This is a genomic window from Paraburkholderia sp. BGA-UO-ETr-F12 (assembly GCF_059567945.1).
Genome location: NZ_JCAQOZ010000012.1, coordinates 288,883 through 309,637, shown reverse-complemented (window position 1 = coordinate 309,637; position 20,755 = coordinate 288,883). Strand labels below are relative to the sequence as shown.

The 20,755-nt window shown below is 63.3% G+C and carries 18 protein-coding genes; 12 read left to right on the top strand and 6 right to left on the bottom strand.

Annotated elements, in window-relative coordinates; translation table 11 throughout:
• Positions 1-99 precede the first annotated feature (99 nt).
• Positions 100-4,020 carry an FtsK/SpoIIIE family DNA translocase gene (locus tag AC57B6_RS04955; protein ID WP_496420778.1) on the top strand — a complete coding sequence of 1,307 codons (3,921 nt, stop codon included), beginning with the start codon at positions 100-102 and terminating at the stop codon, positions 4,018-4,020.
• Between the two features lie 162 nt (positions 4,021-4,182).
• On the opposite strand, the gene AC57B6_RS04950 is transcribed toward AC57B6_RS04955, so the two are convergent.
• The gene (locus tag AC57B6_RS04950; protein WP_030103154.1) at positions 4,183-5,475 is read right to left on the bottom strand and encodes a lactonase family protein; all 1,293 of its coding nucleotides are present in this window, start codon (positions 5,473-5,475) and stop codon (positions 4,183-4,185) included.
• A gap of 154 nt (positions 5,476-5,629) precedes the next feature.
• Here AC57B6_RS04950 and AC57B6_RS04945 point away from each other — a divergent pair, with 154 nt between their 5' ends.
• Positions 5,630-5,782 (top strand): DUF3096 domain-containing protein, encoded by a 153-nt coding sequence (locus AC57B6_RS04945; RefSeq protein WP_081833067.1) that lies wholly within the window; start codon positions 5,630-5,632, stop codon positions 5,780-5,782.
• Positions 5,783-6,084: 302 nt separating this feature from the next.
• On the opposite strand, the gene AC57B6_RS04940 is transcribed toward AC57B6_RS04945, so the two are convergent.
• Positions 6,085-6,330, bottom strand: a complete 246-nt coding sequence (locus AC57B6_RS04940; RefSeq protein ID WP_046566224.1) for a hypothetical protein — start codon at positions 6,328-6,330, stop codon at positions 6,085-6,087.
• A gap of 240 nt (positions 6,331-6,570) precedes the next feature.
• On the opposite strand from AC57B6_RS04940, the gene AC57B6_RS04935 reads away from it, so the two are divergent.
• On the top strand, positions 6,571-8,451 hold the full coding sequence (locus AC57B6_RS04935) for a glycoside hydrolase family 15 protein (RefSeq protein ID WP_046566227.1): 1,881 nt from the start codon (positions 6,571-6,573) through the stop codon (positions 8,449-8,451).
• Positions 8,452-8,630: 179 nt separating this feature from the next.
• A complete protein-coding gene (locus AC57B6_RS04930) occupies positions 8,631-9,908 on the top strand; it encodes a polyhydroxyalkanoate depolymerase (protein ID WP_028196867.1) in 1,278 nt (425 codons plus the stop codon).
• Between the two features lie 107 nt (positions 9,909-10,015).
• On the opposite strand, the gene AC57B6_RS04925 is transcribed toward AC57B6_RS04930, so the two are convergent.
• Complete coding sequence (locus AC57B6_RS04925) at positions 10,016-10,648, bottom strand: TetR/AcrR family transcriptional regulator (protein ID WP_028196866.1); 633 nt, start codon at positions 10,646-10,648, stop codon at positions 10,016-10,018.
• 230 nt (positions 10,649-10,878) lie between these two features.
• Between AC57B6_RS04925 and rsxB the strand changes: the two genes are divergently transcribed.
• The 3 genes from rsxB (at position 10,879) to AC57B6_RS04910 (ending at position 12,940) form a co-directional block, all read left to right on the top strand.
• On the top strand, positions 10,879-11,727 hold the full coding sequence (rsxB, locus tag AC57B6_RS04920) for an electron transport complex subunit RsxB (RefSeq protein WP_496420777.1): 849 nt from the start codon (positions 10,879-10,881) through the stop codon (positions 11,725-11,727).
• 26 nt (positions 11,728-11,753) lie between these two features.
• The gene (gene nth, locus AC57B6_RS04915) at positions 11,754-12,398 is read left to right on the top strand and encodes an endonuclease III (protein WP_491565013.1); all 645 of its coding nucleotides are present in this window, start codon (positions 11,754-11,756) and stop codon (positions 12,396-12,398) included.
• Between the two features lie 107 nt (positions 12,399-12,505).
• Positions 12,506-12,940: a DUF1841 family protein gene (locus AC57B6_RS04910; protein ID WP_106352809.1), complete on the top strand. Its 435-nt coding sequence runs from the start codon at positions 12,506-12,508 to the stop codon at positions 12,938-12,940.
• 133 nt (positions 12,941-13,073) lie between these two features.
• Here the strand turns inward: AC57B6_RS04910 and AC57B6_RS04905 are convergent, their stop codons facing one another.
• Together AC57B6_RS04905 and AC57B6_RS04900 are read right to left on the bottom strand one after the other, a co-directional pair.
• On the bottom strand, positions 13,074-13,457 hold the full coding sequence (locus tag AC57B6_RS04905) for a c-type cytochrome (RefSeq protein ID WP_028196862.1): 384 nt from the start codon (positions 13,455-13,457) through the stop codon (positions 13,074-13,076).
• 59 nt (positions 13,458-13,516) lie between these two features.
• On the bottom strand, positions 13,517-13,885 hold the full coding sequence (locus AC57B6_RS04900; protein WP_028196861.1) for a c-type cytochrome: 369 nt from the start codon (positions 13,883-13,885) through the stop codon (positions 13,517-13,519).
• 451 nt (positions 13,886-14,336) lie between these two features.
• On the opposite strand from AC57B6_RS04900, the gene AC57B6_RS04895 reads away from it, so the two are divergent.
• The 5 genes from AC57B6_RS04895 (at position 14,337) to AC57B6_RS04875 (ending at position 19,544) form a co-directional block, all read left to right on the top strand.
• The gene (locus tag AC57B6_RS04895) at positions 14,337-15,179 is read left to right on the top strand and encodes an AAA family ATPase (RefSeq protein WP_012432267.1); all 843 of its coding nucleotides are present in this window, start codon (positions 14,337-14,339) and stop codon (positions 15,177-15,179) included.
• A gap of 72 nt (positions 15,180-15,251) precedes the next feature.
• Positions 15,252-16,427 (top strand): vWA domain-containing protein, encoded by a 1,176-nt coding sequence (locus tag AC57B6_RS04890; protein ID WP_028196860.1) that lies wholly within the window; start codon positions 15,252-15,254, stop codon positions 16,425-16,427.
• Between the two features lie 40 nt (positions 16,428-16,467).
• Complete coding sequence (locus tag AC57B6_RS04885; RefSeq protein WP_496420776.1) at positions 16,468-17,688, top strand: benzoate/H(+) symporter BenE family transporter; 1,221 nt, start codon at positions 16,468-16,470, stop codon at positions 17,686-17,688.
• 233 nt (positions 17,689-17,921) lie between these two features.
• Positions 17,922-18,875, top strand: a complete 954-nt coding sequence (gene tal, locus AC57B6_RS04880; protein ID WP_496420775.1) for a transaldolase — start codon at positions 17,922-17,924, stop codon at positions 18,873-18,875.
• 243 nt (positions 18,876-19,118) lie between these two features.
• Positions 19,119-19,544, top strand: a complete 426-nt coding sequence (locus AC57B6_RS04875) for a VOC family protein (protein ID WP_028196858.1) — start codon at positions 19,119-19,121, stop codon at positions 19,542-19,544.
• Positions 19,545-19,613: 69 nt separating this feature from the next.
• Here AC57B6_RS04875 and AC57B6_RS04870 read toward each other — a convergent pair whose 3' ends face one another.
• Complete coding sequence (locus tag AC57B6_RS04870) at positions 19,614-20,738, bottom strand: FUSC family protein (protein WP_030103161.1); 1,125 nt, start codon at positions 20,736-20,738, stop codon at positions 19,614-19,616.
• Positions 20,739-20,755 lie beyond the last annotated feature (17 nt).

The following is a 20,755-nucleotide window of genomic DNA, read 5'->3' as shown; positions in this document are numbered from 1 at the left end:
GACGCAAGCATACTTGCGTTTGCCTTCGAAGCATCGGGCTTCGCCAGTTAAACTCGACGGATTGCGTTTTTGCGGGTCCGTCATTCGCTGATGTCTAGTATGCACACGGTAGTTTTCGGCTGGTTCGGCGGGTCAGCCGTCTGGTTCATTCCTCTTTTGTGGCGTCTCGTGAAGTCGGCGCTGCCGGGCGGCGCAGGTTTGCGCGGTCCCGGCACGATCCGCCTCTGGCTCGGCTTCGTCTGCGTGATGCTGGCGAGTTGCACGCTGGAGGCGTCGCTGATCGGCGCGGCCGGCGTGAATGGTTTCGGCCACGCGCTGGCGGCGGGCTTCGGTCATCTGCTGGGGCATATCGGCACGCCGCTCGCGGCACTCGCCCTACTCGCGATCAGCTTGCCGTGGCTGATCGACTTCCGCTGGCGCGACGTCGCCGTGTGGGCCGATGGGGCGTTCGGCCTCGGGCTGTCGCGCGGCCTCGCCCGGCGTGACGAGGAAGCGCGCCGCCATCGCAGTGTCGATGACGGTTTGCCGTCGCACGTCTCGCCGGCCACCAATACGATGGCGCCTAAAAGCAACGGACGTTACGCGCGTCCGACAGTCTGGCGGCCGCCGGCGGGCGGCCGTGGCGCCACTGCGGCCGGCGCCGCCGCGGGGGCGGCAACGGCCAAGGAGGCAACGGCGCGCGGCACGGCGGCAAGCTGGCGTGCCGGCGTGATGAAGACGCGCAGCCAGACGGCGCAGGCAGAGCCGGTGCTGCGGACTGACATCGGGACGCCGCCGCGCCAGACGCCGCGGCCCGTGCCGATGCGGGCGCAGACGCCCGCGCACACGCCCCCGTTAAAAGCGGACAAGGCAGCGTGGACGCCAGCCGAGCCGGTCGCGCCGAGCGGATGGCTGCGTGAGCCCGCAACGACGCCGCGCGTGCCCGCTGCGGGTTCGGCGGGTTCGGCGGGGTCGGCGGCTCAAGCGTTGCATACCATGGCGGCCGCGCGAATGGCGACCGGTTCGGCCGCCAGTCCGTCGTCCGGTTTATCGTCCGGTTTGTCACCCAGTCTCACGCCGAGCACTTCGGCCGGCGCGGATCGGCCGTCGGCGACTCAAGGTAGAGCGGCCGACATATCTCAAGGAAGTCGCTCCACGGCGGCCCAACCGCCGTTCCCGCCCGCTCCGCGCACGCACACCGGCGTCACGCCGGCTCAACCCACACGGCGTCCGGCTTCGCTCGGTACGCCGGCACCCAGCTATACGCGGCCGATGCCCGCCGCGCAGAAAGTCACGCCGCCTGCCAGCGTCCAGGAAACGCTTCGTAGCATCGCGGAAAACGCCGCGCGCTGGACCGACATCGCCGGCGTCAGCCTCGCGCGCAGCAGCGGCGGCGAAAACACGATGGTCACGACGGATCCGTTGAGCGCCGAACCAGCGGTCGAAGCTGCGCAATCTGGCGCGGCTTCGCCACGCGCAAGCGAAGTCGAAGTGAGCGCGGCACTTGGCGCCGACGCACCTTTGCAGGAGGCGGCCGAGGCTGCGCCGAACCTGCCGCCGATGCAACCACCGGTCGAAACGACACGGATCGAAGTGGCATCCGAGACGCCGATCGCGGACGACAGCGAGCCCGTCGTGCAATGGCCGATTGAGCCGCCGATCATTCAGGCGCCGTTGACGGTGGCATCAGCACCGGCACCGGCACCGGCACCGGCATCGGCACCGGCACCGGCAGTGACAACGGCATCGGCAGCATCAGCAGTGACACCGCCATCGGCGCAAACGCAGGCGAACGCGCAAACAGCGTCACCGCTGCCAGCCATGCAACATGCTGCGCCGGCGAGCACCGCAACGCCGTTTCAAACCTTCGCCGCCCAGTTGCACGCAAGCAGCGCGCAAGCGGACGTGCCGCCGCCCCTTGAAGAAGAGCCGACGCCCGACCATACCGCGCCGCCCGCGCCAATGCCAATCGGCGAAGTCGTCATCGATAAACCGCTGGCGCCTTGGGAGGCCAGGATCGAGGCTGTCGCGCCGGCCGAGGTCGTGTCGATGCATTACGCCACCCCGCCATGGCACGTCCCAGGCGCGAACGAAGCGGCCACACCAGTCGAAGCAGAAACGACGGACGCCCCTGCCCTACCGGATAGCTCAAACCTCTCCGAGGATTTGAACTCGTCGAACGCCTCGTACGCGTCAGACACCCCGCCCCCCGCAGCGACCGTCCAGCCGCAAGAGGTCGCTTCGCACGCGTCAAATGTGGTTCGCTTCCCCGGCTTCACGAGCCAGACCACGCATGTGAGCGCCGCCGCCAGCGTCGACGAAACCGCTAACGGGCTGGCTTTTGCACAGGGTGCACAAAGCGCACAGAGCACGCCGACTATCCCCGCAGCTCCGCCAGCCCCGGCCGTTCCTGTCACGCCTTCCGCGCCTCGCTTCGCAACCGAACCGTCGACCGAACCCGCCGAGCCTGCCGAGCCTGCCGATCCCGCAGTCCAGCAGCGCACCCCGCTGCGCGGCCATGCCCCGGCGAACGGCTTCGAATTCCGCGCGCCGGCGGCGTCGACGGTCGAGCTGCCGACACTCGATCTGCTCGCGCGCGCCGACACCGACGTCGAACCTGTTTCAGAAGAAAAACTCATCGAAACCGGCTTGCTGATCGAGCAGCGTCTGCAGGAATTCAAGGTGCCGGTGACGGTGGTCGGCCACTCGGCCGGTCCTGTCATTACGCGCTTCGAGATCGAGCCGGCACTCGGCGTGCGCGGCAGTCAGATCGTCGGTCTGATGAAGGACCTGTCGCGCGGCCTCGGTCTTACGTCGATCCGCGTAGTCGAGACGATTCCCGGCAAGACCTGCATGGGTCTTGAATTGCCGAACGCCAAGCGGCAGACGATCCGCCTGTCCGAAATCCTCGAAGCCAACGTCTACCAGAACTCGCATTCGCAATTGACGCTGGCGATGGGCAAGGACATCACCGGGCATCCGGTGGTCGCCGATCTGGCGAAAGCGCCGCACATGCTGGTTGCCGGTACGACGGGCTCGGGCAAATCCGTGGCGATCAACGCCATGATCTGCTCACTGCTTTACAAGGCGACGCCTGAAGAAGTGCGGCTCATCATGATCGACCCGAAGATGCTGGAACTGTCGGTGTACGAAGGCATCCCGCACCTGCTTGCGCCGGTCGTCACCGATATGAAGCTGGCGGCCAACGCGCTGAACTGGTGTGTCGGTGAAATGGAAAAGCGCTACCGGCTGATGTCCGCGGTCGGCGTGCGTAATCTGGCCGGCTTCAACCAGAAGATCCGCGATACGGAAGCCAAGGGCAAAAAGCTCGGCAATCCGTTCTCGCTGACGCCGGAAGCACCCGAGCCGCTCGCGCCGCTGCCGCTGATCGTCGTCGTGATCGACGAGCTGGCCGACCTGATGATGGTGGCGGGCAAGAAGATCGAAGAGCTGATCGCGCGTCTCGCGCAGAAAGCGCGCGCCGCCGGCATCCACCTGATTCTGGCGACGCAGCGTCCGTCGGTGGACGTGATCACCGGCCTCATCAAGGCGAACATTCCGACCCGCGTGGCGTTCCAGGTGTCGTCGAAAATCGACTCGCGCACGATCCTCGATCAGATGGGCGCCGAATCGCTGCTCGGCCAGGGCGACATGCTGTTCCTGCCGCCGGGCACGGGTTACCCGCAGCGTGTGCACGGCGCATTCGTCGCCGACGAGGAAGTGCATCGGATCGTCGAGTATCTGAAACAGTTCGGCGAGCCGCAATATGAAGAAGGCATTCTCGACGGTCCGGCCACGGAAGGCGCTTCGCAGGACCTGTTCGGCGATGCGCCGGAGGCCGAAGCCGATCCGCTGTACGACGAAGCCGTCGCTTTCGTGGTGCGTACGCGGCGCGCGTCGATCTCGTCGGTGCAGCGGCAGCTGCGCATCGGCTATAACCGCGCGGCGCGTCTGGTCGAACAGATGGAGACCGCCGGTCTGGTGTCGGCCATGGGCATCAACGGCAGCCGCGAAGTGCTCGCGCCGGGACCGGCCGAATAACACGCAAATACGCTTGTAAAACCGGCAAGCGCCAATCCGAACCAGCCGAAAAAACGGGCCGCTCAGTTCACCGAGCGGCCCGTTGTCTTATACGGCCAGCACGTTCATGTCATGCGGCACACGAATGCCGACACCCGTTCATGCCGCGCGCACGACCGACACTCACGACGGCGACACCAGCTTGAAGTCCACCGGCGAACCCAGTTCGAACTGCTTCGGGTTCGCTTCGAGCAAACCGGTCTGCGGATCGCGCCTGAACACCACTACCGTATCGCTGTTCTGATTGCCGACGATCAGCCAGTTGCCGGTCGGATCGATCGCGAATTCGCGCGGCGACTTGCCGAGGCTCGACTGGCGGCCGATCTTCTTCAGATGACCATTGGCCGGATCGACGGAGAAGATCACGATATCGTTCGCATCGCCGCGATTGGTGGCATACAGGAAGCGCCCGTCCGGCGAAAGATGAATCGCCGCGGCGCCCACCGCGCCCTTGAAGCCGGGCTCGGCGAGCGGGATGGTTTGCACCTGGGTGAGCCTGCCGTCGTCGTAGTTGAAGGTGCTGACGGTGCCGGCCAGTTCGCTCGTCAGATAGGCATGCTTGCCGTCCGCGCCGAACACCAGATGGCGCGGACCCGTGCCGGCTTTCTCCTGGGTGTAGCGCCATTCGGTCGGACCGAACAGGCCGCGGCTGCCGTCCGGCGTGTAACGATACGAATACAGCTTGTCGGCGCCCAGATCCTGCGCGAACAGGTAGTGACCGTCCGGTGAGAACACGGTGGAGTGAACGTGCGAGTTGTCCTGACGTCCTTTTACCGGACCGCCGCCTTCATGATGTACCGTGAGCACCGACGCGCCGACCTGGCCATCCGCCTGCAACGGAAACACCGCGAAACTGCCGCCCGGATCGGCCGCCACCGAGTAGTTCGCGGTCAGCAGATATTTGCCGTCCGGCGACAGCTTCAGATAGCACGGATCATTGCCGTCCGACGAAACCTTGTTGAGAAAGGTCAACTGGCCGCTCGCGGCGTCGAAGCGAAACGCGCTGATGCCGCCGCGCTGCGTAGCCGGCCCGTTGTCGCCGGGCAACTCGTTGACCGCATAGACGAAGCGCCGGTCAGGAGTGACCACGAGATACGACGGATTGACGGTCTGCGCGACCGACACGCGCGTCGCTTCGCCTGTCTTCGTGTCGAAGCGATAGACGTACAGTCCCTCGCTCTTGCCGCCGGTGTAAGTGCCGATCAGCATGTCATACACGCCGTCGGCGGGGACCGGGCCAGAATCTTGCGCAAACGCATGCGAAGCAACAATCGAGACCATGAGCACGAAACCTTTTATTATCGAGCGGGCGGAGCGCAAGGGACCTGACCGGGCGCCGCGCCATGAGGTGGATTGAGCAGAAGGCAAAGAAGAGCTTGAAACGGCCTGCATCACGGCACGGTGACGACGAAGCATAGGACCTCCTGGACATCGGTTATCTGGTGGATTCGGTTGTAACGGTGTCTCTGGTCTGCCGCGCAATGGGTCGAATATTTTTATCGAGGCAAGTATAAAAGCGTTGCGTCGGATCATGCAGTGAATCTCACCCCTATCACACTACGGAGCTTTCATGAACGTCACACTCAGCCTGGGCCCGCTTGTTTCGTTGATCGCCGGCATTCTGATCCTCGTCATGCCGCGCCTGTTGAATTTCATCGTTGCGCTCTACCTGATCATCATCGGCATCATTGGGATTTTCGGCGTGGGCTCGTCGCACTTCTAGACGAGCGCAGTCAGCCGGACGGTCGGCAAGATCAAAGACCCACAAGGACGCGCAAGGACTCACGAAGAGGCAAAACCGGGTGCGGTGCCGGCCCGGCAACGCCTCGCACGGACCGGAACCGGCTTGGACGGTGGCATGCGTGGCAGGTGGACTGACGGCTGCGGCAGCGCAACAATCGGCGCGATGAAGCGGCGCGACAAAGCGGTTTGGCAAAGCAATCCGCGCGCGGCAGATTCCCTCGACCCGCGGCGAGCCGGAGGCAAGACAGCCGCTCGCTCGGCCCAAACTCGTGCAGCGGACGCTCAGCCGTTCGAAAGCTGGTCGAGACGCAACCTTCCCTGCAACGACAATCCACCGACGGCATAATGTCCGTCACCTTCCTGATAGCGGCGGAAGCAGGCCCGTTCGATCAGAAAGTGCGCCGCGGCCAGCATGCCATTGCGGCTCAGGCCCAGCCGACTGTGTTCGAGCGGCAGCAACGAATCGTCGGCCAGTTCGCTGGCGGCGGTGAGAATCGTGATGCAATCGGATTTCGACGGGTTCAGCATCGCTTGGGTCCTCGAAGACGGTATCGGCATACGTCATGGACAAGGCCGAGGCATGATCCGGAGAGCTCCGCGCGTCGGCATGAAAAATGATTGTAGGCAGTGATTTGACAATTACCAACCCGCGTTTTGCCGCATTGCGAGCTGAACCAAAACGCATTGCGCGAGTCCGGTAAAAAATAACGCTTGCAAACCGACCCCACGCACGGCGACCCGCCGCGCGTAAAACTGACACGTTGCCCCATGCCCGCACTTATTGAAGACTACGCGCTCATCGGCGACGGCCACACGGCCGCGCTCGTCTCCCGGGAGGGATCCGTCGACTGGCTATGCTGGCCGCGCTTCGACTCCGGCGCCTGCTTCGCCGCCCTGCTCGGCACCCCCGACAATGGCCGCTGGCTGATTTCACCCGTCTCGGATACGCCGCCCACGATCACGCGCCGTTATCGGGGCGAAACGCTCATCCTCGAAACCGACTTCGAAACAGCCGAGGGTGCGGTCACGCTGATCGATTTCATGCCGCCGGGCAACGGCTGGTCGGAGATGGTGCGGATCGTGGTCGGCAAACGCGGCACGGTACGCATGCAAATGGAACTGGTGCTGCGCTTCGACTATGGCTTTTCGATTCCGTGGGTCGATCGCCTGAAGCACGACAGCGGCATCAAGGCGATCGTCGGACCCGACACCGCGGTGCTGCGCACGCCGGTCGAACTACGCGGCGAGAACATGAAAACCGTCGCGGAATTCACCGTGAGCGAAGGCGAGCGCGTGCCGTTTTCGCTGGCCTATGCGGCCTCGCATCTGCGCATTCCGCCGAGCCGCGATCCGCACACGTCGCTCGCCCGCACCGAGAACCATTGGCTCGAATGGTCGGCCCGCAGCACGGTGGAAGGCAGATGGGCCGAACCCATCCGCCGCTCGCTGATTACGCTGAAGGCGCTCGCCTACGAGCCGACCGGTGGGATCGTTGCCGCGCCCACCACGTCGCTTCCGGAGCAGTTGGGCGGCACGCGCAACTGGGACTACCGTTATTGCTGGCTGCGCGACGCCACCATCACGCTGCTCGCGATGATGCGCGGCGGCTACTACGACGAAGCCCGCGCATGGCGCAGCTGGCTCGGCCGCGTGATGGCCGGCGCGCCCGATCAGTTGCAGATCATGTACGGCATTGCCGGCGAGCGGCGCCTGCCCGAATTCGAAATCGACTGGTTGCCGGGCTATCAGGATGCCAAACCGGTGAGGATCGGCAACAACGCGGTCGGGCAGCGTCAGCTCGATGTTTACGGCGAAGTGATGAACGCACTGCATCTCGCGCGCGTTGGCGGCCTGCAGGCGGACGACACTGCATGGAACGTGCAGCGCGCATTGCTCGGCCATCTCGACACGATCTGGCAGGAGCCGGACGAAGGTATCTGGGAAACGCGCGGCGGCCGTCAGCACTTCACCTTCTCGAAGGTGATGGCGTGGGTCGCTTACGACCGCGCCATCCGCTCGGCCGAAATGTTCAAGCTCGAAGGCCCGCTAGATGAATGGCGCGCCACCCGCGCGACCATTCACGCGGAAGTCTGCGCAAAGGCATGGAATCCGGCGCTCAACGCGTTCTCGCAGTCTTACGGCAGCGACCAGCTCGACGCGAGCGTCCTGTTGATGCCACTGGTCGGCTTCCTCCGGCCTGAGGATCCGCGCATCAAAGGTACGGTGGCCGCGATCGAAAAGGATCTGATGCACGACGGCTTCGTGATGCGCTACCGCACCACGGAATTCGACGACGGCCTGCCGCCGGGCGAAGGCACGTTCCTCGCCTGCTCGTTCTGGATGGTGGACAACCTGGCCTTGCAAGGCCGCATGGACGAGGCCATCGCGATGTACGAACGGCTGCTCGCGCTCTGCAATGACGTCGGTCTGCTCGCGGAAGAGTACGATCCCGCTGCGAAGCGTCTGGTCGGCAACTTCCCGCAGGCGTTTTCGCACGTCGCGCTGGTCCACACCGGCCTGAACCTGATGAAGCACGAACAGGAAATGGCGCAGGCAACCGGACAGCCGTCGCATATCGGCAGCATGGCAGCAGAACTTGAGGCTGCGGCAACCCCCGATAGCGGCGCGGCAGCATCGCCAGTACCATGATTCAATGACAGTTTGTGCGCAGCCCGCACACAAATTGCTGCATTGCACAAGTACGCTTTGTTCAGTATGATCGAGCAGACTGTCGGCCGAAAATCAATGTGCCCACAACCAGTACGGCCTGCCGCAACGCCACATGCGTGTTTGCCAAGCCCCATGCGAACCGCTTAAACGGAGCACCCATGCTCTACCAACTGCACGAATTCCAGCGGGCGATGTTGAGCCCCCTCACCGCCTGGGCTCAGGCCGCGTCGAAATCGTTCGCGAATCCCGCCAGCCCATTGGCCTATGTGCCCGGCGCCACCCGCCTCTCCGCCGGATACGAACTGCTCTATCGGCTTGGCAAAGATTACGAAAAGCCTGAGTTCAACCTTCATCAGATTGTCAAAGACGGTCACAACATTCCGATCATCGAACAAACGATCATCGAGAAACCGTTTTGCCGCCTGATGCGCTTCAAGCGCTTCGCGGACGACAGCGACGCTGTTACCCAATTGAAAGATGAGCCTGTCGTGCTGGTGTGCGCGCCGTTGTCAGGCCACCACGCCACGCTGCTGCGCGATACCGTGCGCACGTTGCTGCAAGACCACAAGGTCTACCTGACCGACTGGATCGACGCACGCATGGTGCCGCTCGAAGAAGGCGAGTTTCATCTCGACGATTACGTCGCTTATATCCAGGAATTCATCCGCCACATCGGCGCGAAGAATCTGCACGTGATCTCGGTCTGCCAGCCTACCGTCCCGGTGCTCGCCGCCATCTCGCTGATGGCGAGCCGCGGCGAAGACACGCCGCGCACCATGACCATGATGGGCGGCCCGATCGACGCGCGTAAGAGCCCGACCTCGGTCAACTCGCTCGCCACCCAGCACTCGTACGAATGGTTCGAAAACAACGTGATCTTCACGGTGCCGCCGAACTATCCGGGGGTGGGCCGCAAGGTTTACCCGGGCTTCCTGCAACACACCGGTTTCGTCGCGATGAATCCGGAGCGGCACGCGGCCTCGCACTGGGACTATTACCAGAGCCTGTTGCGCGGCGACGAAGACGATGCGGAAGCCCATCGCCGTTTCTACGACGAGTACAACGCGGTGCTCGACATGGATGCGGACTATTACCTCGACACGATCCGCGTGGTGTTCCAGGAATTCCGTCTGGCCGAAGGCACGTGGGACGTCGCGGGCGAACGGGTGCGTCCGCAGGACATCACGAAGACCGCGCTCTTCACGATCGAAGGCGAGCTGGACGATATTTCCGGCGACGGTCAGACGTTCGCTGCACAAGGCCTGTGCAGCGGTATTCCAGAGGCGAACAAGCGTCACTTCACCGCGGAAAAATGCGGCCACTACGGCATTTTCTCGGGCCGCCGCTGGCGCACCATCATCTATCCGCAGTTGCGCGACTTCATCCTCGAGCACAACAAGGCGCCGAAGGTAGCGAAGGAAAAAGTCGAAGCCTGAGCAGCGCACGCACGAAGATAAACAACGGCCTCTTTTCAGAGGCCGTTGTTGTTTCTGGCATTTCTTATGCAGCGCCTTATGCCGTTCAGGCTAAGCCGCAGTTTGGCTTACTTGCGCAACAGATACGCCAGCAGCAACTCCGTGTTCATCTGAATCACTTCACTGCGTTCGCTCGCACTGCTGAAATCACGACCGAGCGTTGCTTCGAGCGTAAAGCGGTTCGACACGATGTAATAACCCATGCCGGACAGCGTCACGTAAAAGCGCAACGGATCGACGTTGGTGCGAAACAGCCCCGCGCGTTGACCCCGCTCAAGAATGCTGCCGAGCGTGGCGACGATAGGCGAAATCATTTCGCGGATGCGCGTCGATTTCTGCATGTAGCGTGCCTCATGCAGATTCTCGTTATTCACGAGACGCAGCAACTCAGGATGATCGCGGTAGTAATCCCAAACAAAATGCGCGAGACGTGTCACCGCCTCGACCGGTGCGACACCGTTCAGTTCGAGCGTTCGTTCTGCTTCATTGAGCGCGCTGAATGCGTGCTCGAGTACCGCGGTGAAAAGCTGCTCCTTGCTACCGAAGTAGTAATAGAGCATGCGTTCATTCGTTTCCGCACGGCGGGCGATCTGATCGACTCGCGCGCCGAACAACCCTCCGTTTGCAAACTCTTCGGCCGCCGCAAGCAGAATGCGGCGCCGCGTGCCTTCAGGATCTCTTTTGATTTTCGGCTGATTCATGGTGGCATCGTCTTCGTGAGCCGCGTTATCCGGATCGCGCCGCCGGCCTCTCCTCGGGCCTTGCACCGACAGCACTGAACGGGCTGGTTGGGGGAACACCCTTATGCGGTCTTTCGAAAAAGCGCTTCGATTATGGCACATGGATTGCGGATGGCAATTGGGGAAATCGGCGATAATGTGCTATTTAGTTCAAGCCCCGCGGCCGCAAGGCAAGCACCAACGTTGTGACCGTGATCAACTCCAAAACACTCGCAGACCGCATTGAGGATCTGCTCCCCCAAACGCAATGCACCAAGTGCGGCTATCCGGCATGCCGTCCGTATGCCGAGGCCGTCGCCAAGGGCGAAGCCAGCTACAACCAGTGCCCGCCGGGGGGCGCCGAGGGCGTCGCCCGCCTTGCCGCCTTGCTTGGCCAACCGGTGATTCCGCTCAATTCCGCCAACGGCGTCGAACGGCCGCGTCCGTTGGCGGTTATCGACGAACAGGTTTGCATCGGCTGCACGCTGTGCATGCAGGCCTGTCCGGTCGATGCAATAGTTGGCGCACCGAAACAGATGCACACGGTAATCGCCGAACTCTGCACCGGTTGCGACCTGTGCGTGCCTCCCTGCCCGGTCGATTGCATCGCAATGCCGCCGGTCACCGGTGACGCAACCGGCTGGGACGCATGGAGCGAGGCGCAGGCCGACGCCGCGCGCGAGCGCCACAACCGGCGTGAAGCTCGTCTCGCGCGCGAGCGCGAAGCGGCCGAAGCGCGTGCTGCAGCGCGGCGAGCCGTCGGTGGCGCACCGGCTCAGGTCATGCAAACCGGCGCCACCGCAACGCCCACGGCACCCACCGTTGAAGACGCCGACGCGAAAAAACGCGCGATCATCCAGGCGGCGCTCGAACGGGCGCGCCAAAAGAAAGAAGAGTTGGCTGCCAAGGGTCTGGGTCCGCAAAATACGGAGCGCGTCAGCGCCGACGTGCAGGCGCAGATCGACGCCGCCGAAGCACGCCGCCGCCGTCTCGGACTCGCGGCGGAGAACACCGCGGAGAACACCGCCGGTAACACCGCGACTCCGCCAGCGAAGCGCTAACCCTCACCTCTACCCGTACGCCGCGCATGAACGCGAACAAACGCCGCGCCATCTACGAGACGCTTCAGAGTCTCAACCCGCATCCGACGACCGAGCTCGAGTACACCACTCCGTTCGAACTGCTGATCGCCGTCCTGCTATCGGCGCAGGCCACCGACGTCTCGGTGAACAAGGCGATGCGCAAGATGTTCCCGGTCGCGAACACGCCGCAGAAGGTATTCGATCTCGGCGAAGAAGGGGTGGCCGGCTACATCAAGACGATTGGCCTGTACCGGACCAAGGCGAAGAATGTGATCGCGACCTGCCGCATTTTGCTCGACCGGTACGGCGGCGAAGTGCCGGAAGATCGCGAGGCGCTCGAAAGCTTGCCGGGGGTCGGTCGCAAAACGGCGAACGTGATTCTGAATACGGCATTCGGTCATCCAACCATCGCCGTCGATACACACATCTTTCGGGTTGCGAATCGAACCGGACTCGCGCCCGGCAAAGACGTGCGCGCGGTCGAAGCGGCGCTGGAGAAATTCACGCCCGCCGAGTTCAAGCAGGATGCCCACCATTGGCTGATTCTGCACGGCCGCTATGTGTGCAAAGCGCGCCGGCCCGAATGCTGGCATTGCGTGATCGAGCCGCTGTGCGAATTCCGGCCCAAAACGCCGCCGCCGGATCTTTGAGGGCGGCGCGCCGCCAGCAAGCCAAGTGGCCACGGCGTAAAATAGCGCCCTGCACGCAAGCCTGACGCGCCCCACACCCAGCCGTACCTTAACCGCACGTTCCTACGATGTTCAATCCCAGCCGCGACGAAGTCCGTCAATTTTTTACCGACACGTGGCGCAAACAGCGTCAAGGCGAGATTCTGACGCCGCTCGAAGCCATCGCTGCCGACTGGATCATCGAGCATCCGGAATTTCACGCCGATCTGACCCATACGGAAGCGGCCCAGGCTCAGGACTATTCGCCCGAACGCGGCCAGACCAACCCGTTCCTGCACCTGTCGATGCATCTGGCGATCAGCGAGCAACTGTCGATCGACCAGCCGCCGGGCATCCGCGCCGCGCACGAGCGGCTCGCCGCCCGCCTCGGCTCGACCCACGAGGCGCAGCACGCGATCATGGACTGTCTCGGCGAAACCATCTGGGAAGCACAGCGCACCGGCACCCCGCCGGACACAGACGCCTATTTGCAGCGTATCGAGCGACGCGCCACGCGGGACTGAAGCGCGTGGGCGGGCTCAGCGGTCAGCAAGCCGGCCGCCTCCACCATGACCCAACTTCGGCCTCAAAAGCAAACACCCCGCCGAAGCGGGGTGTCGTTCAATCTGCACGCGACGCAAAAACAGCGCGACGCTGTTACTTCTTCTGCACCAGATCGCCGTTCAGCGATTCGACGTAGGCCGCGATGTCTTTCATGTCGCTTTGCGACAGGCTCTGCACTTGCGCCTGCATGATTGGATTGTTGCGACCGAGGTGCGGGTTGCCGTTGCCCATCTGGTACTGGCGCAGCGCCCAGTAGACGTAATCGGCGTGCTGCCCGGCGAGCTTCGGATACTCCGGGCTCACCGGCTTGTTCAGGTTGACGCCGTGGCAAGCCGCGCAGTTGTGGCTGTCCGCCAGCACCTTGCCGTTGCCGGCGTCAGCGGCGTACGCGACGTTCGCTGCAACCAGACCGATAACTGCCGCCGACGCGCATGCAGCCTTGAACACCGTGTGGAGTGCCTGTTGGGGCTTATTCATGAATTCTCCTATCCCGCGAATATAAATAGCCGAGTGACCGGATGGATCAGCGCCGCCGATCACTTGTCGGGATTGTTTTTCGAAGAGCCATTTTGCGCTGCGTAGTAGGCAGCGATGTCGGCGATGTCCTGATCCGAAAGCGACGCGGTGATCGCGTGCATCGTTTCAAAGTGGCGGTCGCCCTTCTTGTAGCCATGCATGGCGTTCTCGAGGTACGCCTGATTCTGGCCGCCGAGCATGGGCACGCGGTAGACCTCAGGGTAAGCCGTGCGGTATTCAGGAATGCCGTGGCAACCAATACACATCGCGACCTTGCCTTGGCCCGCCTTCGCGTTGCCGACGACATCCGCTGCCTGCGCACTGGCCGCATAGCCCGCGAGCACCGACAGCGCTGCGATCACGACATGTTTGCCAACGAATTTATTCATAGCATGTAACCTGGCTTGAGGGGAAACGGGCGCCCGAAAAGGCAACGGCCCGCGCCGTTATTCTTATGGGTAGCCACGCAGGCCAAAAAAATCGGGCTAATTGTACCGCGACGTCGCGCCGAACGTCCACCGGGCAGGGCCGGCGGCGCATCCGGGCGCCGCAAAGCCACGGCTAACGCCTTTTCTGCTCCGCCGCGCCCGATCCGCGCGGCCTCGCTGCCGACCGCCGCGATCCGGCCAGTCTCGCCCAAGCTGCCCCGCCACCCGGCACGGTCAGCCACCGGGCGCGCCGGGCGAACCCGACATTACGGGTAAACGCGGGTCGTTCGCGAGCCCAGCGGGCGCTCGCTTCGACGTCCGACACCGCGGGTGAAACCATACGCGAGCCTGTTTCAGCGCAACAGGCCTTCTGACTTATACTGGGTTTTTTCCCAAAAAAGAGCATCTCGCCATGCGTTTTGAAGGCTCATCGCAGTACGTCGCCACCGACGACCTCAAGCTCGCGGTCAACGCCGCGATGACGCTCAAGCGCCCGTTGCTGATCAAGGGCGAACCCGGCACCGGCAAAACCATGCTCGCCGAAGAGGTCGCCGCCGCGCTCGGCATGCCGCTGCTGCAGTGGCATATCAAGTCCACCACCAAGGCCCAGCAAGGCCTGTACGAGTACGACGCGGTTTCGCGTCTGCGCGATTCGCAACTCGGCGACGAGCGCGTCAAGGACATCCGCAACTACATCGTCAAGGGCGTGCTGTGGCAGGCGTTCGAATCGGACGAGCAAACGGTGCTGCTGATCGACGAAATCGACAAGGCCGACATCGAATTCCCGAACGACCTGCTGCGCGAACTCGACCGCATGGAGTTCTACGTGTACGAGACCCACGAGCTGATCCGCGCCAAACAGCGCCCGCTCGTGATCATCACTTCGAACAACGAGAAGGAGCTGCCCGACGCGTTCCTGCGCCGCTGCTTTTTCCATTACATCAAATTCCCCGACCCGGTCACGATGCAGCAGATCGTCGAGGTGCACTACCCCGGCATCAAGAAGGAACTGCTCGCCGCGGCCATGCAGAGCTTCTTCGAGTTGCGCAACGTCGCCGGTCTGAAGAAGAAACCGTCCACTTCGGAACTGCTCGACTGGCTGAAGCTGCTGCTCGCCGAGGATATTCCGCCCGAAGCGCTGCGCTCGTCGGACCAGAAGCAGATCATCCCGCCGCTGCACGGCGCGCTTCTGAAGAACGAACAGGACGTGAGCCTGTTCGAGCGGCTCATCTTCATGAACCGCAACAACCGCTAATTGACCGCTGGATGACCGCGAATACCCGTTGATAAAGGCGCCGCGCCGCACATCCGCCGCCGAGGACACAGCATGCTGATCGACTTCTTCTACTCGCTGCGCGCCGCCAGACTGCCGGTGTCGGTCAAGGAATACCTGACGCTGCTCGAAGCGCTCAAAGCCAATGTGATCGCGCCGTCGCTCGACGAGTTCTACTATCTCGCGCGCATCACGCTGGTCAAGGACGAGCAGTATTTCGACAAGTTCGACCAGGCGTTCGGCGCCTATTTCAACGGCGTCGCGAAGGCCTCGGAGCTTGCCTTCGACGTCCCGCTCGACTGGCTCAAGAAGAAGCTGCAACGCGATCTGTCGCCCGAGGAAAAAGCGCAGATCGAAGCGATGGGCGGCCTCGACAAGCTGATGGAGCGCCTCAAGGAGCTGTTCGACGAGCAGAAAGAGCGCCACGAAGGCGGCAACAAATGGATCGGCACGGGCGGCACCTCGCCGTTCGGCAACGGCGGCTACAACCCTGAAGGCGTACGCATCGGCGGCGACGCGGCGGGCAACCGCACGGCGGTGAAAGTGTGGGAAGCGCGCGCCTATCGGGACTACGACGACCAGGTCGAAATCGGCACGCGCAACATCAAGATCGCGTTGCGCCGCCTGCGCCGCTTCGCCCGCGAAGGCGCCGCCGAAGAACTCGATCTGCCCGACACGATCCGCAGCACCGCCGCGAACGCCGGCTGGCTCGACCTGAAGATGGTCCCGGAGCGGCACAACAAGGTCAAAGTGTTGATGCTGCTCGACGTGGGCGGCTCGATGGACGATCACATCAAACGCACCGAAGAGCTCTTTTCCGCCGCCAAGGCAGAATTCAAGCATCTCGAGTTCTATTACTTCCACAACTGTGTGTACGATTTCCTGTGGAAGAACAATCGCCGCCGCCACGCCGAGCGCATGCCGACGTGGGACCTGCTACACAAGTTCACGCCCGACTACAAGCTGATCTTTGTCGGCGACGCGACCATGAGCCCCTATGAAGTGTTGCAACCGGGCGGCTCGGTCGAGTACAACAACGCCGAAGCCGGCGCCGTCTGGCTGCGCCGCCTCGCCGATCATTTCCCGCACTACGCGTGGCTCAATCCGGAGCCGGAAGGTTTGTGGGCCTACCGGCAGTCGGTCAGCGCGATCCGCGAAGTGCTAGGCCATCGCATGTACCCGCTCACTCTCGCCGGGCTCGAAACGGCAATGCGCGTATTGAGCAAATAATCAGACCGCGTTTTTGTCCCAACTATAAGAAAGTTTCAGCATGAATCCGTCTTCAGCGCCCGATTTGTCCCCTGCCGACGCCCTCGCCGGGCCGCTCAAACCGTTTGGCGATATGTCGCTGTCCGCCGTCGTTGCCGGCTTCGTCGCGATGATGACGGGCTATACCAGCGCGCTCGTGCTGATGTTTCAGGCAGGCCAGGCCGCGCATCTCACCGACGCGCAGATTTCGTCGTGGATCTGGGCGCTGTCGATCGGCATGGCCGTCTGCACGATCGGCCTGTCGCTGCGTTTTCGCGCGCCGATCGTGATCGCCTGGTCGACGCCCGGCGCGGCGCTGCTGGTGTCGTCGCTACCGCATGTGGCCTACCCGGAGGCAATCGGCGCGTTCATCGTCTGCGCGGTGTTGCTGACGGTGGTCGGCCTGACCGGATGGTTCGACACGCTGATGAAGAAAATCCCGGCCGGCATCGCCTCGGCTTTGCTGGCGGGCATTCTGTTCGAGATCGGAATCGAGATTTTCCGCGCCGCGCAGTTCCAACCCGCGCTTGTGCTGACGATGTTCTTCACCTACCTGATCGTCAAACGCTTCGCGCCGCGCTATGCGATCGTGACGACGCTGATCGTCGGCACGCTCGCCGCCGGGGCGCTGGGGCTGCTCGACTTCAGCCGCTTTCACGTCGCGCTCGCCCACCCGGTGTTCACGATGCCGGTATTTTCAGTCGCGGCGAGTATCAGCATCGGCATCCCGCTCTTCATTGTCGCGACGGCCTCGCAGAACGTGCCGGGGATCGCGGTGCTGCGCGCGGACGGCTACACCACGCCTTCCGCGCCGCTGATTGCGACAACTGGCATCGCCTCGCTGCTGCTCGCGCCGTTTGGCTCGCACGGCATCAATCTTGCGGCTATCACGGCGGCGATCTGTACCGGCCCCGAAGCGCACGAAAACCGCAACAAGCGTTACACCGCGGCGCTCTGGTGCGGCATTTTCTATCTGATCGCCGGGATTTTTGGCGCCACCATCGCCGCACTGTTCGCGGCCTTGCCCAAGGCGCTGGTGGTCTCGGTCGCGGCGCTGGCGCTGTTCGGCTCGATCATGAGCGGCCTTGCCAACGCAATGCAGGATACGAAGCAGCGGGAGGCGGCGCTGGTGACGTTCATGGTGACGGCCTCGGGCCTGACGCTGCTGTCGGTCGGCTCGGCGTTCTGGGGGCTGGTGGCAGGCGTGCTGACGCAACTGGTGCTGAACCTCCGGCGCAGTTGAATCGCCCTCCCAAAACCGTCGGCCAAATCCTTGTGAACGGATCGGCGCCGCCAAGTGTCAATACTGCATCAGGCGATCCGCCATAGAATAGAAGCATCCGGCAGCGTTTCCCGGCAACATGGCGGGCGGACGCTGCAGCGTGACCCGCGGCCACCGGCGCTGTTTTATTTTTCGTCCGGTGGCGACCTCATTTCTCCTGAACCACGGCGCACGCGCGCCATGAAGGCCTGAACATGACAACCGCACTCGACCAACTCAAGCAATACACCACCGTCGTGGCCGATACCGGCGACTTCCAGCAGCTTGCGCAGTACAAGCCGCAGGACGCGACGACCAATCCGTCGCTGATTCTGAAGGCCGTCCAGAAAGACGACTACAAGCCGCTGCTCGAAAAGACCGTGAAAGCTCACGCGTCGAAACCGGTCGGCGCGATCATCGACCAGTTGCTGATCGCGTTCGGCACCGAAATTCTCAAGATCATCCCGGGCCGGGTGTCGACTGAGGTGGACGCGCGCCTGTCGTTCGACACCCAGGCGTCGATCGCCAAGGGCCGTGAGCTGATCGCCCTGTACAAAGACCACGGAATCGGCCGCGAACGCGTGCTGATCAAGCTGGCTTCCACGTGGGAAGGCGTCCGCGCGGCCGAAGTGCTGCAGAAGGAAGGCATCCACTGCAACATGACCCTGCTGTTCTCGCTGGCCCAAGCCGCCGCTTGCGCCGAAGCGGGCGCGCAACTGATCTCGCCATTCGTCGGCCGCATCTACGACTGGTACAAGAAGAACGCCGGCAGCGCATGGGACGAAGCGAAAGACGGCGGCGCCAACGACCCGGGCGTCCAATCGGTGCGCCGCATTTACGCGTACTACAAGAAGTTCGGCTACAAGACCGAGGTGATGGGCGCGAGCTTCCGCACCACGGGCCAGATTCTGGAACTGGCCGGTTGCGATCTGCTGACGATCAGCCCGGATCTGTTGCAAAAGCTGCAGGACAGCACGGAGAAGGTCGAACGCAAGCTGTCGCCTGAACTTGCGTCGGGCGCGGACATCGAACGCGTGCCTGTCGACGAAGCGTCGTTCCGTTTCCTCGTCAACGACGAGGCCATGGCGACCGAAAAGCTCGCTGAAGGCATCCGCGCGTTCGCGGCGGACGCCGTCAAGCTGGAGAAGCTGATCGAAGCGCTGCGTTAAGCTTCGCCTTCATCGCCTGAGTACGCGCGGCCCTGAGCCTTCCGGTTCGGGGCCGCGTGGCGTTTACGGCTGCGTGTGCCGGTCCGAAGCAGGTCCCGCGCCGCAGCCCTTTACGCCTCCTCCCTACGTAATAAAGTCACAATTGCTGCCGCAACGGACGACTACAATCGTCTGCACGCCCACTCCCTCGCGGTCATTTGCCGAAGGAACGCGGCGCCGCTGACCCTAATCCGGGAGACGATCATGTACGTTCAGCCTTACGTTTTTTTCAACGGCCGGTGTGAAGAAGCGCTCAAGTATTACAGCGAGAAACTCGGCGCCGAAGTCACGTTCCAGATGCGCTACAAGGAGGCGCCGCCTGAGGCCCAGGCCCAGATACCTCCCGGCACAGGGGACAAGATCATGCACGCGGCCATCAAGCTTGGCTCGACGGTCTGGATGGCGTCCGACGGCCGGTGCGACCCCAACGCAGGCTCGATGAACGGTTTCAGTCTGTCGCTAACGGTCGACGACGACGCCTCGGCCGAAAAATGCTTCAACGCGCTCGCCGATGGCGGACAGGTGATGATGCCGCTGCAGCCCACCTTCTGGAGCAAAAGGTTCGGGATGGTGGTGGACCGCTTCGGTCTCGGCTGGATGGTGGGCGTCCCGGAAGAGCAGGCATCGTGAGCGGCGGGTCCGACGGCCGCCGCGGCGGTGGCGGATTGGCAAAGGGCACGCGAGCCTGACCGCAGCGCTCTAGGCTTTCTGCAAAAACCGCGAATGCCGCTCGATGTTCCAGTTCGGCTCGGTCTCCAGCAGCAAGGCGCGCAGCCGGTCCACCTGTTCGGCAAGCCGTTGCCCGAGCCAATACGGCCCTTGCAGGTCGGGCGGCAAGTCCAACGCCGCGCCGCTGCACACCTCGGTGAGCGGTGAAGCGGCCGGGATGCCGAAGTGCGTCGCGCGGCCAAAACGCAGACCGCGCGCCATCGCCAGCAGCATGCCGCGCACGGCGTGCACCTCGACGCCGCACTGCCGCGCATACGCAGCGCGAGCCACGGCATCTGCGCGCATCAGCGGGCCGGTCGCCAGCAATTCCAGCGAACTGAGCACCGAGCGATGCAGCCGCTGGATTTCGTCGAGTTTGGACTGCGGCACGTCGATCTCTTTCGCCACCGAAGGCATCAGCGAGCGCAGTTGAACCAGCCGTTTGTTGATCTCGAGAAAGCGTTTGACCTGCTCGTCTTCGCTGATCGTCTCCCCTTCCAGCAAGCGGCTGTAAATCTGCGCGCAGGCGCGCAAATTGGCGGCGAGCCCGTAACGCCACGAATAAGTCGCGTGTAGCGGCAACGCGAACGAAAACGCCAGCGCGATCACAATGCCGATCAGCACGTTCAACGTGCGCCACAGGCCGACGTCGATCAGATTGTCGCCATGGCCGGCGACGATGCACATCGTAATTGCCGTCAGCAAACCGATATACCCCGATGAACCGATTGCGAACCACGCGCAGATCGCCGCGACGATCGACATCAGCACATAGGTGAGCGGCAGCGAACCGGTCAGGTTCTGCAACAGGATCAGCGCCAGCCCGATCACTGCGCCGAGCAGCGTTCCCGCCGCCCGGTCGGCGGCCTTCTTGCGGATATTGCCGTGATGCTGCAAGCCGCCGATCACCACCAGCAGGGTGACCGACGACCAGATGCCGTGGGGAATGTCGATGCCGGTGGTCGCGAGAATCGACACCAGCATCGCGATACCGACGCGCAAGCTATGCAGCACCTTCGCATGGCGATAGCGGTAGTACGGCGAGGTGATCGCGCGCACCATCCGGCTCATGGCCGAGCGGCGGGCAATGACGGGGGGGGAATCGGCAGAAGCCATGGCTCGCGCGACGGACG

Coding starts and splice junctions, on each gene's coding strand:
- nth (WP_491565013.1), top strand. CDS start 11,754: ATGAACGCGAACAAACGCCGCGCCATCTACGAGACGCTTCAGAGTCTC.
- tal (WP_496420775.1), top strand. CDS start 17,922: ATGACAACCGCACTCGACCAACTCAAGCAATACACCACCGTCGTGGCC.
- AC57B6_RS04895 (WP_012432267.1), top strand. CDS start 14,337: ATGCGTTTTGAAGGCTCATCGCAGTACGTCGCCACCGACGACCTCAAG.
- AC57B6_RS04930 (WP_028196867.1), top strand. CDS start 8,631: ATGCTCTACCAACTGCACGAATTCCAGCGGGCGATGTTGAGCCCCCTC.
- AC57B6_RS04950 (WP_030103154.1), bottom strand. CDS start 5,475: ATGCTTCGTCGTCACCGTGCCGTGATGCAGGCCGTTTCAAGCTCTTCT.
- AC57B6_RS04900 (WP_028196861.1), bottom strand. CDS start 13,885: ATGAATAAATTCGTTGGCAAACATGTCGTGATCGCAGCGCTGTCGGTG.
- AC57B6_RS04905 (WP_028196862.1), bottom strand. CDS start 13,457: ATGAATAAGCCCCAACAGGCACTCCACACGGTGTTCAAGGCTGCATGC.
- AC57B6_RS04870 (WP_030103161.1), bottom strand. CDS start 20,738: ATGGCTTCTGCCGATTCCCCCCCCGTCATTGCCCGCCGCTCGGCCATG.
- AC57B6_RS04945 (WP_081833067.1), top strand. CDS start 5,630: ATGAACGTCACACTCAGCCTGGGCCCGCTTGTTTCGTTGATCGCCGGC.
- AC57B6_RS04875 (WP_028196858.1), top strand. CDS start 19,119: ATGTACGTTCAGCCTTACGTTTTTTTCAACGGCCGGTGTGAAGAAGCG.
- AC57B6_RS04925 (WP_028196866.1), bottom strand. CDS start 10,648: ATGAATCAGCCGAAAATCAAAAGAGATCCTGAAGGCACGCGGCGCCGC.
- AC57B6_RS04955 (WP_496420778.1), top strand. CDS start 100: ATGCACACGGTAGTTTTCGGCTGGTTCGGCGGGTCAGCCGTCTGGTTC.
- AC57B6_RS04910 (WP_106352809.1), top strand. CDS start 12,506: ATGTTCAATCCCAGCCGCGACGAAGTCCGTCAATTTTTTACCGACACG.
- AC57B6_RS04890 (WP_028196860.1), top strand. CDS start 15,252: ATGCTGATCGACTTCTTCTACTCGCTGCGCGCCGCCAGACTGCCGGTG.
- AC57B6_RS04940 (WP_046566224.1), bottom strand. CDS start 6,330: ATGCTGAACCCGTCGAAATCCGATTGCATCACGATTCTCACCGCCGCC.
- AC57B6_RS04885 (WP_496420776.1), top strand. CDS start 16,468: ATGAATCCGTCTTCAGCGCCCGATTTGTCCCCTGCCGACGCCCTCGCC.
- AC57B6_RS04935 (WP_046566227.1), top strand. CDS start 6,571: ATGCCCGCACTTATTGAAGACTACGCGCTCATCGGCGACGGCCACACG.